This window comes from Halobacillus sp. AWH4_228, from assembly GCF_056158365.1.
The window spans coordinates 689,118-704,901 of the sequence record NZ_JBSWTE010000001.1 but is presented as its reverse complement, the minus strand read 5'-3'; the positions used below and the strand labels follow the sequence as shown (position 1 = coordinate 704,901).

Here is a 15,784-nt window from a genome sequence, read left to right as displayed (position 1 = left end):
CTTGACCAAGTCAGCTGAGGCCGTGCCCGCGGCAAGCATCCACCGATAAGCGGAACGTGACCGGAAACACAACGGAAGAACAGTTTCTAGTCAGGATGATCAAATAACCCCTAATTTGTTTAGGAAGATAAGGAGGATCATGACCGGTGCGACGAACTTCACGAGGTAGTACCAGATCTGCCCGATACCGGATCCTGTGAAGTCTGTAGCTTCCAGAGCTTCTGATTTAGAGAAATACCATCCGATCAGAAGGGCCATGGAAAGACCGCCCAGCGGCAGAAGAATGTTGGATGCAATGTAATCCATGGAATCCAGAATGTTCAAGTCACCGATCGGGGTGACGCCTGACCAGATTCCGAAACCGAGAGAAACCCCGATCCCCATGACAAACATGACCGCTCCCATGACAACACTTGTAGCAAACCGTGTCCATCCGAGAATTCTCATGAAATAGGCCGTCGGCACTTCCAGTATAGAAACCGAAGAAGACAGAGAAGCAAGAATCAAGGCAAAGAAGAAGACAAGCCCTACGATTCCCCCCATCGGCATCTGTTCAAAAATACTCGGCAGTGTAATGAATACGAGCGGCGGACCTGAACTTGGATCGATCCCGAAGGCAAAAACCGCCGGGAAAATGACGAGCCCTGAAATCACTGCAAAGAAAGTATCCATAATCCCAATGCCGAGGGCTGCACTCGGCAGTTTGTTTTCTTTTCTTAAATAGCTTCCGTACGTGAGCATCGCTCCCATACCAAGACTGAGAGAGAAGAACGCCTGCCCGAGGGCGGCGATGTAAATGGACGGATCACTTAGAGCGGTCCAGTCCGGCTGAAATAAGAACTTCACCCCTTCAGACGCCCCATCCAGGGACAAGCTGAAGAAAGCGAGTCCAATGAGAATGAGGGCAAGCAGCGGCATAAAGATCTTGTTGGCTGCCTCAATGCCTTTTTTCACCCCGCTCAAAACAATAACAATCGTAAGAATCATAAATAAGGCTGTCCAGGCAATCGGATGCCAGGAATGACTGATAAACTGACCGAATGCCCCTTCGTAACCGACCTCCGGAGATGTAAAATAAGATCCATTTAAATAATTCCAGAAATAAAAGATCGCCCAGCCGGCTACGACGGCGTAAAAGCTCAAAATTAAAAAGGAACTGGCAATGCCGAAAAATCCCGTCAAATACCATGGTGTATTTGGTGCCAGCTTTTTAAAGGAACCGACAACATCACTCTCTGCTTTTCTACCGATACTCACCTCAGCAAGCAGCAGCGGGACCCCCAGTAAAATGACAAAGGCCAGGTACAACAGCAGAAAGGCTCCTCCACCATTATTTCCCGCTACAAAGGAGAACCTCCAAATGTTCCCGAGGCCCACGGCCGAACCCATGGCCGCCAGCATAAACCCAAGCTTCGTCCCCCACTTTTCTCTTACCATTCTTCCTCAACTCCTCTCCATCTCTTTCTATGATGTTCTGATAAATATTCATCATAATATCATAGATTCGGGAAAAGATAATATAAAATCAGAAATTTCATAAAATTTACAGCCTGAAATCGATCTTTGTATACTTCGCTTGGACACGAGAAGCGTTTTCCTGATGTTTTTCTTCAAATTTCATACAGGATGAGCCAGAGGAATGCAGCACCACCTGAGAGGGCATTTCCTTCGATTTGAAATCGTAGGCACTGCAGGCTCTCGGAAAAGCGGGGTTCCATGTCGTGCGAAAGTGCCGGCACCGAAAACAGTTGATCTTCTTCAAAGAAACCCTTCCTTTCTACCATGATGTGGTAAAAGCATAGCATATCCGGCCGGCCCGGACATACATAAAACAGCCCTGCTTCACTCTCATGAAGCAGGGCTGTTATTTTAGTACCCACGTTCTTTTTCAAGACGCTGGATCCGTGCTTCCAGTCTCTCGTATTCCTCACGGGAAACGAAGCCAAGTTCGTTCATTTGGTCCTGGAATTTCGCCTTCACCTGTTCATTCCACTGCTGATCCTTTGTTTGACCTTTGGCCATCCACGCCTGCATCCGCTCATTCACCATGCTCTTCGCCTGCGAAGGACTGATCTCTCCGCGCCTGACCATGTCATTCACAAGCTTCTCGAACTTTTGTTTTCCACTGACTGCGGCTCCAAGACCTAAATGAAACCCTTTTTTCAATAAGTCATTCATGTTCGATTCCTCCTATTATGAGTAAGCTTCCGCAGCATATGCACGTGATTGATGGAGCTGAAAATAAATCCGGCTGCACCAGTCCCGAAGATGACCCCACCGATCCACCAGCTGGGAAGGACTTCAATAACGCCTGTATAAAAAAAAGCAGCGGTTCCGATCAGCATGATGATAAACGAAAGCAGTGTCATAAATAAATAATATTGGTGGAACAACTGATTTTTCTGCTGAGTCGTTTTCCACTCTCTTTCCTTGTCCCCGTCCTCCAAATATTCGACCAAAGCCCGCGGGAGGGAGAGCAGCGGCCTCGCTGTCTCCTTCAACACGTCCGTGTAAAGGGATGAAGTGGAATCCTTCCCGGATACCCACTCCTTAATGACCGGCCGTCCCCAGGCAATCAGATCCACTTGAGGATAGATTGTGCTCAGGACACCTACGACAATGGATGCCGCACGTCCAAGAAACGCATAGTCAGCAGGCAGCTGAATCGGCTGTTCTTTGACAAACTGCTGCAGATCCTCCAGCATGTCATTCATCATATGTGCATCCAGCTTGTCAAAGTTCCCTTCCAGGTACATGTCTGTTGTCTGCTTCAACAGTTTCTTCACTTTTTCCGTATCCGCTTCCGGCAGAAGGAAATTCATTTCCTGCAAGGCTTCAATTACTCTGTCGTAGTCGTCCAGAATGAACCCTTGAATCATTTTACGTATGGAATCGGCATCCTCTTTCCGGATTTCCCCGACCATTCCGAAATCGAGAATGACCACTGTACCGTCTTCTTTAATCATCAAGTTGCCCGGGTGTGGATCAGAGTGGAACATCCCGGCATATAAAAATTGTTCGATACACAGTTCAAACAAAATATAGGCAATACGGCTCCGGTCGATCCCCTGCCTGTCCATAAAGGAGACATCCGTAATTTTGTGCCCCTCCACCCACTCCATGACGAGCACGCGTCTGGTCGATAGGTCTTCGTAATAATGCGGCACCCTTACATCCTGAAAATCACGGAACCGCTTTTGAAACGCCCGTCCGTTCTCCAGCTCCATCGTAAAATCAAGTTCGTTGCTGATGACCCGGACGACTTCCGTATAAAGGGCCTGGAGATCCGCTTTTTTTCCATAAACGGTGAACCGGTTGACGAGCCAGAATACAATTTTCAAAGCCTTGAAGTCCATCCGGAATGTATCACGGACTCTGTAGCGCTGCACTTTAACCGCCACCGGTGTCCCATCCTTCAGGTACGCTTTGTACACTTCTCCAATGGATGCAGAGGCCACCGCTTTTTCATCAATGGAATTCAGGTGATCATCCAGTGAGGCGTTCCAGTCTTCTTCAATCGTCGTTCTGGAATAGGAAAACGGGACGGGCTTCACACGATCGACAAGTCCCTCCAGTTCTTTAATGAAGGACGGCGGAAGAAGATCCCCACGGGAGCTGAGAAATTGTCCGAACTTTATCAGCAGCCCGCCGAGGGCGACCGCCTTCCTCCGATACTCTTCCGCCATATCTGCCAGCATCATCTCCCATTTCCTTTTCGTCTGCTCATCCCAGATCCGGTGTCTCTTTTCGAACCAGAAAATGCGGAGCAGAAAACGGACAGACATCCAGACAATAACTGTGATCCGGTAAATGGCTATGTATTTCAACCGCTGATGCATGCGTCCCGCCTCCTTTCCATACTTCTGTATCTTACTTTTCCCCGCAAATCCACAGGTCAACCCTGTCAATCGACAATCCCGCACAGACTTCAGCTACTTACAGCCGCCCCGCAGAAAGGCAGCGCTTGCACTTTTCTCTACTATTGTGTGAAAATTCATGTATAACGAAAGGATGAGTGCCATGATTCAGATTCGCGAGCTGGAAGTCAGGGAATTACATACGGCAGCCGAGTGGCTGTATCAGATGAATGGCCAGGACCGCCATTATGTGGCCTGGATGGCTTCTGAGAAAAATGAAATCTTCGAGCAGATCTGGACGTTAACCCAGTTCACAGAGCCTTTAGCTTATGTCGCTTGGGAAGGTTCCGAAATCGTAGGATTTTTAGGCATGGTCCCTTTTTTCGAGCAGAAATTCTGCCGGCTCCTCGGGCCTTTTGCGGTAAAAGAGGAATCCGACGTCATTGAACGCTTATGGGACAAAGCTTCTCTGACTGCCCAGCTTCATTTTGATGCGGTTAAAGTAGCCTGCTACGGGGCGAACGAAGAGTTGAAAGCTTTCGCTGAAACCCATGCGTTCGAACTGTATAACGTTGAAAAAACACTGGTCCTCTTCCAAGCCCATTACAAGGCTGCGGAGTCCACAAAGACCCCGTCAATCTTCCGGCTGCAGGAACAGGATAAAGAAAGATTGGACAAGCTGCATCCAGATGCGGCTTATTATACGACAGAAGAAATGTTTTACCTTTCACGACAGCAGGGGAACGATCTATGGGGATATGAGAAGGAGGGAGAGCTCGCCGGGTACCTCTACTTTGAAACGATCGCGGAAGGGGAAGAGGGTGAAATCTGCTTTGTGAATGTTCATCCTTCCTATCAAAACACCGGCATCGGCACAGAGTTGATGGAACATGCCCTGCAATATGCGTTTTACGCCCTCGAACTGCAGGCGGTCACCCTATCTGTCCGCTCCTTGAATCCTCAGGCTGAACAGTTATACAAAGCCATCGGTTTTCAGGAGCTGAACGAAATACATGCGTACCAGAAGATTTTCACACCGACCCCACCTGCTCCGCTTCATTAATGGAAAGGAGACCTTTGATGGATATCATCGAAAAAACATTGAGCACCATTGGAGATGAAAGCCGGATACAGAAGCAGACCGCCGTCAGTGGTGGTGACATCAACCAGGCATTTTACGTACAGACCGAAAGACAGGCGTACTTTATAAAGACGAACGCCGGGGTCCCCTCCCACTTTTTCCAGGCGGAAGCCGAGGGACTGCAGACAATTCAACAGACAAAGACCATCCGTGTCCCGAACGTCTATCATTACGACATGCCTGAAAACAGGGAGCCTGCCGCGCTTGTGATGGAATGGATTGAACCCGGGAGCCGGAACGATCATGCAGCCCTCGGCCGTCAGCTTGCTCATATGCACAAGCACACAAGGGATTCGTATGGATACGGGGCTCCGACGTTTGTCGGACAGCTCGATCAGCCAAATACGTGGGCCCCTTCCTGGGTGGACTATTACCGTACGTGCCGCCTGGGCGCACAGCTTGATATTGGGATCTCCAAAAAACGGATAACGAACAAACGAAGAAAGCGGATGGAAGCATTGATGAACAGACTGGACCAATACCTCCCCGCTCATCCCGAAGCCTCTCTGCTCCACGGTGATCTATGGGGCGGCAATTACATGATGGATGAGCACGGACAGCCGGTTTTGATTGACCCTTCCATTCTTTATGGGGACCACGCTTTTGAACTGGCCTTTACAGAAGTCTTCGGCGGCTTCCCAGCTGATTTTTACAATCATTATCAAGAGGTCCTCCCTCTGCCTGAACATTACGAGGAAATCAAACCTCTGTATCAGCTCTTTTACCTGCTTGCCCATCTCAACATGTTCGGGGAAAGCTATGGTCCGGCTGTGGACCGCATTCTTAAGCATTATGCAGAATGATCATCAGGAATAGGCCCGGCCCTTCCCTGAGTCGGATATTTCCACCAGATCGACCGGGTAGGGCTGGAAATAACTCTGCTGCTTCAAATACCCGCTTTGAAAACGGGCGGTCCAGGAACTCAATACACTGAGAACAGCACTTAAGGGGATTTTTTCTTCTTTATATTGATGAAGAAGATCAGCAAAACTTTGTTTTTCTCCGCTTGTCAGCTGCTTCTTAAAATACCCGGCAATGTGCTGACAGACGTTGACGTGGGCGCTTGTTTTCGCAGGCTCCCGCATCAGCTCATGAAGCAGATTTTCGTACGTTTCAAGCACCTCACCGATTCCAAGATGGTCATGGTTGGCTGTCGTCTGCCCCATTTTCTTCAACAGGCCCGGGTGGTAGGCCATAAACAGATATTTATGCCGGGCATGAAACTGCTGCAGCTCCTTCATCTTTCTTTCCTTCTTCATCTCCCGGAAGGAGGCCAGGGTGAACAGTTTCGTCAAAAAATGATGGCGCAGCGTGAAGTTTTTCAACCGCCCTTCCTCCTCCACAGCGAGCCCGCTGTGACGCTTGAGTACCTCTGCGGCAAACACCCCGGATGTCTTTCCGATCACCTGGGAATTCTGCGCACTCTGATACACCTTCACATCATGCATCCCACAGGTCGGAGAACGGTTCTTCAAAAGAAATCCATCGACATCATCAAGATGATCAAGAAAAGTATTGGAAAAACCAGTCATTTTATCAGTAAGATCTTCCCCCGTTTTCGGTTGAACGAGACGTTTTTCCTCATCATCCACGAGACGGATGACATCTCTTGGTACACCCAGTCCGATTTCCACTTCCGGGCAGACAGGAATAAATTCTACATGCGCTTTCATTCGTTCGACTGCTTTATCTGGTATGACCGCTCCGTTATACCGCACCTCTGCAAATTCAAGGCACCGGCTTACGACGACTCTAGGCTTCGCATATGACTGCATTCCCTTTCCCCATTTCCAGTTTCCAATGTATATAAAAGGTTCCCCGTTGTCCTTTTGTGATAAACCCCGGGGTCTGTGATTCTCTACAAATTTCCTATTGGTTTTTGGCAGTAATCGTAATAGAATAAATAATGTTGTATATTTATTCTGAGATGTTTATAAATAAAACAGATTAGTCAGGAGAGATTTTGGATGAAAGCGAAAGATTTTAAACCTTCTTCGCATCTGCGTTTTATCATACCGTCCCTCATCGGTATTTTCTTATTTATGTTCCCTATCAGTGGTGATGACGGAGCCGTCACCATTCCAATCGCCGTTTTGGCAGGAGAGGTCGAGGAACGACTGGCCGGCTCCCTGTCTCTCATCATGACCATCATTATTACGATAACAGCGCTTGCCACTGTTGCCGCTAAACTGCTGAGATCGGATGGTTCCAAATCTCCGTTTTTCCATTCATTATTTAATGTACCCGCGGTATGGGTCGTTACCCGTGTTCTCGGTATGATTTTCGCCATCATGGTCTACTTCCAGATTGGACCGGAGGCGGTCATTTCCGAAAATACAGGCGGACTGCTGCTGGATTCCCTGCTGCATGTCCTGTTCGCCGTCTTTTTATTTGCAGGGCTGTTCCTTCCCCTGCTGTTGAACTACGGCCTGTTGGAATTGTTCGGAGTCATCCTTACGAAAATTATGCGTCCGCTCTTCAAACTGCCGGGACGCTCGTCTATTGACTCCCTTGCTTCCTGGCTCGGGGACGGAACGATCGGAGTCCTTTTGACGAGTAAGCAGTATGAAGAAGGGTACTACACGAAAAGAGAAGCAGCCGTAATCGGAACCACCTTCTCCATCGTCTCCATTACCTTCAGTCTTGTCGTCATACAGGAAGTCGGGCTCGGCCATATGTTCGTGCCGTTTTATCTAACTGTAGCGCTCGCCGGATTTGTTGCAGCATTGATCATGCCGCGGATTCCGCCGCTGTCCAGAAAGCCTGATACCTATGTAACCGATGAAGCAGGAGAACAGAATGAAGATATTCCCGAAGGCCACAATGTGTTTACCTACGGATATGCCCAAGCGGTTGAGCGCGGCAGCAAATCGATAGGTCCCGGAGCCTTTATGAAGCAGGGCGCCCAGAATATCCTTGATATGTGGATGGGGGTTGCTCCGATTGTCATGGCCCTCGGGACGATTGCTCTAATCATTGCGGAATTCACCCCTTTCTTCACGTGGATCGGTATGCCGTTCATTCCACTTCTTGAACTCATGCAGGTGCCCTATGCTGCGGAAGCCTCTGAAACCATTCTTGTAGGGTTTGCGGACATGTTCCTGCCTGCAATCATCGGAGCTTCTATCGAGAGTGAAATGACACGGTTCATTATTGCCGCTCTTTCTGTAACCCAGTTGATTTACATGTCGGAAGTCGGTGGTCTTCTGCTCGGTTCCAAGGTTCCGGTTAACCTGAAGGACCTGTTCATCATCTTCCTTGAGCGTACGATCATAACCCTTCCAGTCATTACACTGATGGCACATCTATTGTTCTGAATGCATAAAGAAAGACCGCCGGGCCTTTGGCTCAGCGGTCTTTTAATTGTTCCAGCACTTTTTGCGCGGTTTCCAGACTGGACGAAGGATTCTGACCGGTCACAAAGGGAAAATCAACGACGACGTGACTTTCATCCGGCTTTCCTTTGCTGAATTCCGCCCCTTCTTCGATTAAACGATCTTCCAGTGAAAACGGGACACGTCCCTCAAGACCAACCTTCGTTTCCTCTTCATTCGAAAAGCCTGTCAGCTTTTTCCCACTTACAAGAGACTGCTTATTGTGATCCGTGACACCAATGAATCCGGCGGGGCCGTGACAGACGGAAGCCATGACTTTTCCTTCGGTAAGAAAGTGACGGAGAAGCTCTTCCAACTGTTCATTTTCAGGAAAATCGACCATGGTTCCGTGCCCGCCGCATAAAAAGACAGCGTCATACGACGTCGGATCCACTTCTGCGAGTGCCACCGTCCGGCTGATCGGCTCCATCACCCCGTCCCATACATCAGGAAGCTGGTTGCTGTAACTGTTTTCATCAATCGGCGGGCGCCCTCCCCGCGGGCTTGCGGCGGTCACCTCATAACCGGCTTCCCCGAACTCCACGGACGGTTCGACAAACTCAGACAGCCAGAGCCCCGTTTCATGTCCATCCATGTGATCAGCATTCGTGACAATCATCAAGATTTTTTTAGACATACAAAAACCTCCTTGCGAATCTCTTACGTATTATTCACAAGGAGGCTCTATTCCATCCACCAGGAAAGGCGGATTTATTTATGATTGAAGCGTGGAATCTTTGTCAAAGGTCCGCTGCCACCAACGTTTGATGAGCTGGATACGCCCCTCAATGAACGGCTGTGTCAGCGTGCGGATCAAGCTGCTCGATAACAAGTAGACAATAGCGGCAGAGATGATCGCAAGCCCGATGACATCAAACAGGTTATCCACTTTGAACAAGTCGGCCTGCCGGAAGAACTGGATGAAAAAGCCGTGCAGCAGATAAACGTACAAGGTCTTTCCGCCAAGGTACGTGATTTTATATTCTGTATTCGGAATCCATGAAAGGACACTGACAACCATGATCCCCGCGAGAGCGTATACCGCCAGTCGGAACAGTCCTCCCATTTCCGGACTGCCGAGAACCTCATAGGATTTCGAACCGAGCAGCCAGCCGGAGTTGATTTCAGGGAGGACAGCAATCACACCTGCGGCTGCAGCCATAATGACCATACTGATTTCCCGGACACGGCGTGTTCTCCACTTATGCACATGCTCCTTCGTCAGCCAGTACCCGGCAAGGAAAAACGGGAAGAAAACGAATGTGCGGGATAGACTGAAATGGTGGCCGATATCTGTGAAATATCCGACGAGCACACCGATCTGAACAGCGATGGCGACACCGAGCATCGGCGGGATTTTCTTAAACCAGTACAACAGAATGTGCCAGCAGAACAAACTGAACAAGAACCATAACGACCAGTGCGGATAAAAAATCCCGTCAAACCCTTCACCTTTCCCGATGAAGAAGTAATACCCGGTATAGACGAGCTGAAAAATCAAGTATGGCAGAATCAACTTTTTAGCCAGCTGGATCAAGTAATCCTTCTCCCCCGATCCTTTGGCAAAGAACCCGGCAAGGAAAATGAACGCCGGCATGTGAAAGGTATAAATCCACGTATAAAGGGTGTACATCGGTTTGGAACCATCGGTAAACGGCTGGATCATATGACCGAAAACGACGAGAAAGATAAGGACTACTTTGGCATTATCAAAAAAAGCATCACGCTTCATGGGATCACCCTTCTTCGATTCAAGATAATCTATTCTACTTCATATGTACCACAATCTATCCTTATTGTAGACAGGTTTTTGAAGATTTAAATCGTCTGTAATGATAATGTAATTCAGAAGATACAATGTCATCTTTCCACGAACAAAGACACCCTGGATCAAGGTGTCTTTCAGCTTGTAGAGAAACCTCTTTTTCTTTCTTACTGCCAGGAGCGAAAGGGGCACCGCTCCTTGGGAGTTCTATAACATCGAAAAAGCCTCTCCTTCACCCAGCTCATCCCTGCTGGATGGAGGAGAGGCTTTTTCATATTCCGGCAGGCAGCCCATGCCGTTCTTTTGAATATGCGAACCTGCTTCGTGCACAACCTCTCTCCTCTATATTCTAACGTTGGCACAAGGAGCGTTCGGTGTTGATGCCCGCGGCATTTATCCACCGATAAGCGGAAAGTGACCCTGCCCACGACAAATGTAAACTCTAACTGGTTTACACAGGCTTTTTCTAAAGCCAAAAAGACACCCTGGATCAGGGTGTCTCTTCGCTTTCCTCAAAATCCACGGCCCACATACCGTTCCGGAAAATAGGTTCATACAGACCTTCCTTCGTTTCTCCGTCGATGTTCAATTCATCCGACCCCATCATGAAGTCTTCATGGACGAGACTATCATTGACGCCGTGTGATTCCATCTGCTCCTTATTAAAGGAGGATCCGCCTTTTATGTTGGTGGGATATGCTTTTCCTAAAGCTAAGTGACAGGAAGCATTTTCATCATATAACGTGTTGAAAAAGATGTGACCGGATTGGGAAACCGGGGAAGCGTGCGGTACGAGGGCGACTTCTCCAAGTCTGGCTGAGCCATCATCCGATTCAACCAGATGCTTCAGTATATCCTCCCCGGATTCCGCGGCGTAATCCACCACTTTTCCATCCTTGAATGTTAAGGTGAAGTTCTCAATCAAGTTCCCCGCGTAACTCAACGGCTTTGTGCTGGAGACCTTCCCATTCACACCGTACTTATGAGGCATAGTAAAGACTTCTTCGGTCGGAATGTTGGGGTTGAACGTGCTTCCTTTTTCTGATTCAGCCGCTCCTCCATGCCAGATGTGATTCGAAACGAGCTCAATGGTCAGCTTTGTCCCTGGCCCGGAATAATGGAGTTTTTTATACTGCTTTTGGTTCAAATATTCCCTCGCCTGCCGAAGAGCTTCATTATGCTCCTCCCACGCCTGAACCGGATCGTCCTTGTCCACCCGTGTGATTCTGAAGATCTCCTTCCACAGCTGTTCCTGTGCCTCTTCCGGAGAAGCATCCGGAAACACTTTCTGCGCCCATGCTTTCTGCGGATAGGCAACAATGGACCAGGTCGTCTTATCATTCATTAAATAGTCCCGGTATCCGGAAAGAGCCTCGCCACTCGCTTTCGTGGCCGCAGCCACCCGTTCCTGATCTACATTCTTCATTAAATCCGGGTCCGGACCGTAAATGGTTAACAGCCCATACCCGTCCGCCACCATTTCTTCAAGACCTTCCGCTTTCCATTTAGGGAAATCCTTAAGGACGTCCATCGGTGCATGCTTCATTTTCATATAACTGAGCATTTCGTCGTTCCATTCGACATGAACGTTTTTCGCCCCCATCCCGTAGGCCTTTGCGGTTACGATCCGGACGAAATCGGCAGCTTCAATGGGGGCGTTGATGATCAGCCCCTGCCTGTGCTGCAGGTTCACTCCGTTTTTCAAAGCCAGATCTGCATACTTCTCTAAATCATTTCGCTTTATTGTCATGGTTACCCCTCTTTTTAGGTTTTGTCTTTAAAAACTTCAATCGCCCGCTTTCGCATCTTTTTATGGTCCACCACAGGCTCAGGATAGTCTTCACCGATCATGCATCCAGCCTTTTCCTGTTCGTTCTCCGGCATCTTCGAAGGATCATGGATATACTTCTTCTCCACATTTTCAAGCTCCGGCACCCATTCCTTAATGAAACGGCCGTGAGGATCGAAGCGCTCGGACTGCCTGACTGGATTAAATACGCGGAAATAAGGAACAGGATCTGTACCGGTGGAAGCCGCCCACTGCCAGCCACCGATATTCGAGGCAGGGTCATAGTCCACCAGCCTCTCAGCAAAGTACCGTTCTCCTTCGCGCCAATCCATCAGCAGATCCTTCGTCAAAAAAGAGGCCACAGCCATACGGAGCCGGTTATGCATCCAGCCGGTTTCATTCAGCTGTCTCATCGCTGCATCAATCAACGGAAAACCAGTCTGCCCCTGCTTCCATTTTTCCAGAAGATCCTCATCATTATTCCACGGAATACCTCTGTATTTTTCAACAAGCTCTTTATCGTCTGATTCCGGATAATAGTAATAGATCATGTTGTAAAAATCCCGCCACGCAAGCTCGGAAATATAGGTTTCCACTCCGGATGTATCCTTTTTGAAGTTTACTTCGTCCTGAATTCTATGATACAGCGTCCGGACGGAAACCGCACCGGTACGCAGATACCTGGACATCAGACTTGTCCCATCAACGGCCGGGAAATCCCGCTCCTCATCATAATCATAGATGGCTCCATCAAGAAACAGGCTGAACCTTTCACCGGCAGCTTCTTCCCCTGTCCCGGGAAAATCAGCTTCTATTTTTTCCATCAGCGACTGGTACGCTTTTTCTCCTTCTTTAAAGGAAGAACGTTTATCCACGGCCGCATTTTTCAGTTTATCGTGGTTCACCCGTTGAATACCGGGTTTCTGCTGCTGCTTCCACTTCTTTAAGTATGGGGAGAATACTTTATAATGGCCGCCATCCTGCTTTTTGATTTCCTCCGCCCCGTGCAGGTGGTGATCCATGTAATGGTAGACTTCCACATCAATCGAGTCCAGATACTCCACCATATGATCATCCCGCTTCTTACCAAATCCTGTTTCATCCCGGTTGAAGTAGACCATGTCCACATCCAGTTCCTTTACAAATGTCTGAAAGGACTCTTCGGTTTCTCCTTCAATAACATGGACAGGCGCACCCATATCCCCGGCACGTGAAACGAAGTCCTGAAGGGTTTGAAAATAGTAATCATGCCTCATTGTGAATGACTTGTTCAAATCCGGGTGAATATGAAAAAACAAAACGAGGCTGTCCTCATCTTTTGTATGTTCAACAGCTTTTGCAAGTGCTGTATGATCATTCAACCGTAAATCTCTTCTAAACCAGACGGCTCTTGTTGTCATCACCGTTCCCCCTTTCCCTTTATCCTTCCTTTTTCCTACTTCACTTAAACCCTGTCCAACCGGGGGGACAGGCTCCACGAAAAACCAGAGCCCCTTCCCTTTCCGCGGACGAGCGCCCGAGCTCGGCGGTCTCGGACCACTCGTTCTTCCGCAGGAGTGGAAGGGGCACTGCTCCTTGGGGGTTCTTTAACATCGACAAAGACTCTCCTTCACCCCGCTCACTCTTGCTGGATGGAGGAAAATCTTCCGGCAGGCAGCCGTCATCAGCACCTGTTCTTTCCCTTCCTCTTTTCCACGCAAGCGGCAATAGCGCAGCCCATGCCTTTCTTATGAATCTGCGTACCTGCGTAATGCACAATCTCTCTCCTTCATATTCTAACGTCGGCACAAGGAGCGTTCGGTGTTGATGCCTGCGGGAACAGCACGGGCCGAAGATCCACTTGGGCAGGCGGCCTTTCTGACCAAGTCAACTGAAGGCGTGCCCGCATCATTCATCCACCGATAAGCGGAAAGTGACCCTTCCCACGACAAATGGAAAACTCTAACTGGTTAACACAGGCTTTTTCTACAGCCAAAAGAGGGGTTCTGCTTAGCAGAACCCCTCTTTTTTGTACTATTTTGGCGAAGTTACGAGAAGTGTTCGGTGGTGGGGCCTACGGGACCGAACCCAGGTCAGCTGAAACCGGGCCCACGGCAGGCATCCACCGATAAGCGGAACATGACCGCACATACCACCTCTGTAAAACCGTACTTTTCCAAATAGGTTCTTTTATTTGAACGCGTTCATCAGTGTCGCCATTTCAATGGCTGCTGTGGCTGCCTCCCAGCCTTTGTTACCGGCCTTCGTACCTGCACGCTCGATGGCCTGTTCAATGGTGTCTGTGGTAATGACGCCAAAGATCACTGGAATACCAGTCTTCTGGGAAGCCTGAGAAACCCCTTTAGCTGCTTCGCCGCAAACATAGTCGAAATGCGGCGTGGAGCCGCGGATGACAGCTCCCAGGGTGATAACCGCATCGTACTTCCCGGTTTCCGCCATCTTCTGAGCGGCCAGTGGAATTTCAAAAGCTCCAGGCACATAAGCAGCCTCTACATCGTTCAGATCGACGCCGTGACGCTTCAGCGCATCTACGGCTCCTTCATACAGCTTACTCGTAATAAAGTCGTTGAACCTTCCTGTTACAATACCGATTTTCAGTCCTGTTCCTACAAGATTACCTTCAAATGTTTTAACCATAAGTCTCTTCCTTTCTAGTAGTGGAATAAGTGCCCCATTTTAGACTGTTTCGTTTTCAAGTAGCTTTCATTTTCTTTGCGGGAAGGCATCTGAATAGCCACCCTCTCTACAACCTCAAGACCAAAACCACCAAGTCCGGAAATTTTCTTCGGGTTATTCGTCAGCAGACGAAGTTTTGTAATGCCCAGGTCCTTCAGGATTTGAGCACCGACACCGTAATCTCTTAAATCAGGCCCGAAGCCGAGTTTCTCATTCGCTTCCACCGTGTCATAGCCTTCTTCCTGAAGCTTATAGGCTTTCAATTTATTCATTAACCCGATCCCGCGGCCTTCCTGTCTCATGTACAGCAGAACACCGCTGCCATTTTCGGAAATCTGCCGTAAAGCGTTGTGCAGCTGAGGACCGCAGTCACAGCGGTAGGAGCCGAAGACATCCCCTGTCAGACATTCGGAGTGTACCCGCACAAGGGTCGGCTCCTCCGGATTGATGTCTCCTTTTACAAGAGCGATGTGATCTTTAAAATCGATATCATTCTTGAAGCCTACCGCTCGGAATTCGCCGTATTCTGTAGGCATCTGCACCTCGATTTCCCGGGTCACATGGTTTTCCTGCTCATGGCGGTATGAAATCAAATCCGCAATGGTGATCATCGGAATGTCAAACGCCTCGGCCATTTCTTTCAGGTCAGGCACACGGGCCATCGTTCCATCATCTTTAATGATTTCACAGATGACACCTGCCGGCCGGGCTCCCGCAAGACGTGCCAGGTCGACAGCCGCTTCCGTATGACCCGCTCTGCGCAGGACACCGCCTTCCTTGGCAATCAACGGGAAAATATGACCGGGCCGCTGGAAATCGGAAGCTTTACTTTCCGGGTTCAGCATTTCCCTGATGGTCAGGGCCCGTTCGTCCGCTGAAATTCCAGTTGTTGTCTCTTTATGATCCACACTGACCGTAAACGCTGTCTGATTAGGGTCTGAATTGTCATTGACCATAGGCATCAGCTCGAGCGCTCCAGCTGTTTCATTCGTAATCGGGGCACAAACCAGCCCACGCCCATGCTTGATCATAAAATTGATCATCTCCGTGGAAGCATGCTCCGCGATTCCAATAAAGTCCCCTTCATTTTCCCTGTCCTCGTCATCACAAACGATGACAAGCTTTCCCTGCTTCAATACATCAATCGCTTTTTCAACCGAATCAAACATATGCTTTCCCCCT

Annotated in this window: 14 protein-coding genes; 3 read left to right on the top strand and 11 right to left on the bottom strand. The window is 49.0% G+C overall.

What is annotated here, in order from left to right; translation table 11 throughout:
- Positions 1 to 99 precede the first annotated feature (99 nt).
- From ACXADP_RS03500 to ACXADP_RS03490, 3 genes are all read right to left on the bottom strand, one after another.
- Positions 100 to 1,437 carry a sodium-dependent transporter gene (locus tag ACXADP_RS03500; protein WP_474969797.1) on the bottom strand — a complete coding sequence of 446 codons (1,338 nt, stop codon included), beginning with the start codon at positions 1,435 to 1,437 and terminating at the stop codon, positions 100 to 102.
- A 432-nt stretch (positions 1,438 to 1,869) separates the two neighbouring features.
- Positions 1,870 to 2,178 (bottom strand): phasin family protein, encoded by a 309-nt coding sequence (locus ACXADP_RS03495; protein WP_474969799.1) that lies wholly within the window; start codon positions 2,176 to 2,178, stop codon positions 1,870 to 1,872.
- Positions 2,175 to 3,839 (bottom strand): ABC1 kinase family protein, encoded by a 1,665-nt coding sequence (locus ACXADP_RS03490; protein ID WP_474970835.1) that lies wholly within the window; start codon positions 3,837 to 3,839, stop codon positions 2,175 to 2,177. Before ACXADP_RS03490 ends, ACXADP_RS03495 begins: the two co-directional genes overlap by 4 nt.
- A 181-nt stretch (positions 3,840 to 4,020) precedes the next feature.
- Between ACXADP_RS03490 and ACXADP_RS03485 the strand changes: the two genes are divergently transcribed.
- Together ACXADP_RS03485 and ACXADP_RS03480 are read left to right on the top strand one after the other, a co-directional pair.
- Positions 4,021 to 4,920 (top strand): GNAT family N-acetyltransferase, encoded by a 900-nt coding sequence (locus tag ACXADP_RS03485; RefSeq protein ID WP_474970834.1) that lies wholly within the window; start codon positions 4,021 to 4,023, stop codon positions 4,918 to 4,920.
- Between the two features lie 17 nt (positions 4,921 to 4,937).
- A complete protein-coding gene (locus tag ACXADP_RS03480; RefSeq protein WP_474969802.1) occupies positions 4,938 to 5,801 on the top strand; it encodes a fructosamine kinase family protein in 864 nt (287 codons plus the stop codon).
- A gap of 3 nt (positions 5,802 to 5,804) precedes the next feature.
- Here the strand turns inward: ACXADP_RS03480 and ACXADP_RS03475 are convergent, their stop codons facing one another.
- Positions 5,805 to 6,773 carry a YbgA family protein gene (locus tag ACXADP_RS03475; RefSeq protein WP_474970833.1) on the bottom strand — a complete coding sequence of 323 codons (969 nt, stop codon included), beginning with the start codon at positions 6,771 to 6,773 and terminating at the stop codon, positions 5,805 to 5,807.
- Between the two features lie 192 nt (positions 6,774 to 6,965).
- Here ACXADP_RS03475 and ACXADP_RS03470 point away from each other — a divergent pair, with 192 nt between their 5' ends.
- Entirely contained in the window at positions 6,966 to 8,315 is a 1,350-nt protein-coding gene (locus ACXADP_RS03470) for a YjiH family protein (protein ID WP_474969804.1), read from the top strand.
- A 31-nt stretch (positions 8,316 to 8,346) separates the two neighbouring features.
- Here the strand turns inward: ACXADP_RS03470 and ACXADP_RS03465 are convergent, their stop codons facing one another.
- The 7 genes from ACXADP_RS03465 to ACXADP_RS03435 form a co-directional block, all read right to left on the bottom strand.
- Positions 8,347 to 9,009, bottom strand: a complete 663-nt coding sequence (locus ACXADP_RS03465) for a type 1 glutamine amidotransferase domain-containing protein (protein WP_474969805.1) — start codon at positions 9,007 to 9,009, stop codon at positions 8,347 to 8,349.
- Between the two features lie 78 nt (positions 9,010 to 9,087).
- On the bottom strand, positions 9,088 to 10,104 hold the full coding sequence (locus tag ACXADP_RS03460) for an acyltransferase family protein (RefSeq protein ID WP_474969806.1): 1,017 nt from the start codon (positions 10,102 to 10,104) through the stop codon (positions 9,088 to 9,090).
- 240 nt (positions 10,105 to 10,344) lie between these two features.
- On the bottom strand, positions 10,345 to 10,467 hold the full coding sequence (locus ACXADP_RS03455) for a hypothetical protein (protein ID WP_474970832.1): 123 nt from the start codon (positions 10,465 to 10,467) through the stop codon (positions 10,345 to 10,347).
- Positions 10,468 to 10,627: 160 nt separating this feature from the next.
- Positions 10,628 to 11,887, bottom strand: a complete 1,260-nt coding sequence (locus ACXADP_RS03450; protein ID WP_474970831.1) for an aminopeptidase — start codon at positions 11,885 to 11,887, stop codon at positions 10,628 to 10,630.
- 14 nt (positions 11,888 to 11,901) lie between these two features.
- Positions 11,902 to 13,326, bottom strand: a complete 1,425-nt coding sequence (locus ACXADP_RS03445; protein WP_474969808.1) for a cryptochrome/photolyase family protein — start codon at positions 13,324 to 13,326, stop codon at positions 11,902 to 11,904.
- Between the two features lie 769 nt (positions 13,327 to 14,095).
- Positions 14,096 to 14,563, bottom strand: a complete 468-nt coding sequence (ribH, locus tag ACXADP_RS03440) for a 6,7-dimethyl-8-ribityllumazine synthase (RefSeq protein WP_027953321.1) — start codon at positions 14,561 to 14,563, stop codon at positions 14,096 to 14,098.
- 14 nt (positions 14,564 to 14,577) lie between these two features.
- Positions 14,578 to 15,771 (bottom strand): bifunctional 3,4-dihydroxy-2-butanone-4-phosphate synthase/GTP cyclohydrolase II, encoded by a 1,194-nt coding sequence (locus ACXADP_RS03435; protein WP_474970830.1) that lies wholly within the window; start codon positions 15,769 to 15,771, stop codon positions 14,578 to 14,580.
- Positions 15,772 to 15,784: the final 13 nt, after the last annotated feature.

Coding starts and splice junctions, on each gene's coding strand:
- ACXADP_RS03460 (WP_474969806.1), bottom strand. CDS start 10,104: ATGAAGCGTGATGCTTTTTTTGATAATGCCAAAGTAGTCCTTATCTTT.
- ribH (WP_027953321.1), bottom strand. CDS start 14,563: ATGGTTAAAACATTTGAAGGTAATCTTGTAGGAACAGGACTGAAAATC.
- ACXADP_RS03435 (WP_474970830.1), bottom strand. CDS start 15,771: ATGTTTGATTCGGTTGAAAAAGCGATTGATGTATTGAAGCAGGGAAAG.
- ACXADP_RS03445 (WP_474969808.1), bottom strand. CDS start 13,326: ATGACAACAAGAGCCGTCTGGTTTAGAAGAGATTTACGGTTGAATGAT.
- ACXADP_RS03485 (WP_474970834.1), top strand. CDS start 4,021: ATGATTCAGATTCGCGAGCTGGAAGTCAGGGAATTACATACGGCAGCC.
- ACXADP_RS03480 (WP_474969802.1), top strand. CDS start 4,938: ATGGATATCATCGAAAAAACATTGAGCACCATTGGAGATGAAAGCCGG.
- ACXADP_RS03465 (WP_474969805.1), bottom strand. CDS start 9,009: ATGTCTAAAAAAATCTTGATGATTGTCACGAATGCTGATCACATGGAT.
- ACXADP_RS03450 (WP_474970831.1), bottom strand. CDS start 11,887: ATGACAATAAAGCGAAATGATTTAGAGAAGTATGCAGATCTGGCTTTG.
- ACXADP_RS03495 (WP_474969799.1), bottom strand. CDS start 2,178: ATGAATGACTTATTGAAAAAAGGGTTTCATTTAGGTCTTGGAGCCGCA.
- ACXADP_RS03475 (WP_474970833.1), bottom strand. CDS start 6,773: ATGCAGTCATATGCGAAGCCTAGAGTCGTCGTAAGCCGGTGCCTTGAA.
- ACXADP_RS03490 (WP_474970835.1), bottom strand. CDS start 3,839: ATGCATCAGCGGTTGAAATACATAGCCATTTACCGGATCACAGTTATT.
- ACXADP_RS03470 (WP_474969804.1), top strand. CDS start 6,966: ATGAAAGCGAAAGATTTTAAACCTTCTTCGCATCTGCGTTTTATCATA.
- ACXADP_RS03500 (WP_474969797.1), bottom strand. CDS start 1,437: ATGGTAAGAGAAAAGTGGGGGACGAAGCTTGGGTTTATGCTGGCGGCC.